The organism is Kitasatospora sp. NPDC093558, assembly GCF_040683475.1.
Classification (GTDB): domain Bacteria; phylum Actinomycetota; class Actinomycetes; order Streptomycetales; family Streptomycetaceae; genus Kitasatospora.
The window spans coordinates 1-1,494 of the sequence record NZ_JBFBDY010001126.1 but is presented as its reverse complement, the minus strand read 5'-3'; the positions used below and the strand labels follow the sequence as shown (position 1 = coordinate 1,494).

Below are 1,494 nucleotides of genomic sequence, written 5' to 3'. Positions count from 1 at the left end.
AGGGCCGCGTCCGTCGGGGTGGGGATGCCGGCGCCGTCCGGGTAGGGGCCGAACTGGGCGACCCACGCCCGCAGGGCCTCCGGGGTGTCCAGTTCGTCGACGGCGTGCGCCGTGCCGCGCCGCCGTAGGGTCCGCAGGAGGTCCAGGCAGAGCCGACCCGACCCGCTGCGGAAGCGGGGGGCGGCCGGCGTGGAGGCGGGAATCATGCGCGCAGCCTACTCCGGGAACCGGTTCAACTGGTACCTTCCTCAAGGAACCAGTTAAAGCGGTTCCCGGGGGACGTCGAACGGCACCCCCGGCCCGTTCCCCCTTGATCGGTCGAGGAGCGCCATGCAGTTCGGCATCTACAGCGTCGGCGATGTCACCCGTGATCCCACCACCGGCCGGACGCCGACCGAACACGAGCGGATCAAGGCGATGGTCACCATCGCCCGCAAGGCCGAGGAGGTCGGCCTCGACGTCTTCGCCACCGGCGAGCACCACAATCCGCCCCACGTGCCGTCCTCCCCGACCACGATGCTCGGCTACGTCGCCGCCCGCACCGAGCGGCTGATCCTCTCCACCGCCGTCACCCTGATCACCACCCAGGACCCGGTGAAGGTCGCCGAGGACTTCGCGATGCTCCAGCACCTCGCGGACGGCCGGGTCGACCTGGCCCTCGGACGGGGCAACACCGCGCCGGTCTACCCGTGGTTCGGCAAGGACATCCGCCAGGGCATCCCGCTCGCGCTGGAGAACTACGAACTGCTGCACCGGCTCTGGCGTGAGGAGGAGCTGGACTGGGAGGGCCGGTTCCGCACGCCGCTGCGCGGCTTCACCGCCACCCCCCGGCCGCTGGACGGCGTGCCCCCGTTCGTGTGGCACGCCTCGATCCGCAGCCCGGAGATCGCGGTACAGGCCGCCTACTACGGCGACGGCTTCTTCGCCAGCAACATCCTCTGGCCGAAGCAGCACTTCCAGCAGCTGATCGGGCTCTACCGCGAGCAGTTCGCCAAGTTCGGCCACGGCACCCCGGAACAGGCGATCGTCGGGCTTGGCGGCCAGGTGTTCATGCGCGGCCGGTCGCAGGACGCCATCCGGGAGTTCCGGCCGTACTTCGACAACGCCCCGGTCTACGGGCACGGTCCTTCGCTGGAGGACTTCATGGACGAGACCCCGCTGACCGTCGGCACGCCGGACCAGGTGATCGAGAAGACGCTGCAGTTCCGGGAGTACTTCGGCGACTACCAGCGGCAGATGTTCATCATGGACCACGCCGGGCTGCCGCTGAAGACGGTGCTGGAGCAGCTGGACATGCTCGGCGAGGACGTGATGCCGGTGCTGCGCAAGGAGTTCGCGGCCCGCCGGGCCCCCGGTGTCGCCGAGCCCCCGGTCCACCCGGCGGCGGCCCGCACGGCGGCCCGAGCCTGAGCCCGCACCGCGGCCCGGGCCTGAGCCCGCCGCGCCACCGAAAGGGGGCTGGCGCACCCCACACGGGGGCGGGAGGGCCCGATT

General features: G+C 71.4%; 2 protein-coding genes. One reads left to right on the top strand and one right to left on the bottom strand.

Annotation, left to right across the window (positions count from 1 at the left end; genetic code table 11):
• Positions 1–206, bottom strand: a 206-nt coding sequence (locus AB0O00_RS39080; protein WP_363659429.1) for an ABATE domain-containing protein, incomplete at its 3' end; no start/stop codon positions are given.
• Positions 207–330: 124 nt separating this feature from the next.
• Between AB0O00_RS39080 and AB0O00_RS39075 the strand changes: the two genes are divergently transcribed.
• On the top strand, positions 331–1,410 hold the full coding sequence (locus AB0O00_RS39075) for an LLM class flavin-dependent oxidoreductase (protein ID WP_363659428.1): 1,080 nt from the start codon (positions 331–333) through the stop codon (positions 1,408–1,410).
• Positions 1,411–1,494 lie beyond the last annotated feature (84 nt).

Coding starts and splice junctions, on each gene's coding strand:
- AB0O00_RS39075 (WP_363659428.1), top strand. CDS start 331: ATGCAGTTCGGCATCTACAGCGTCGGCGATGTCACCCGTGATCCCACC.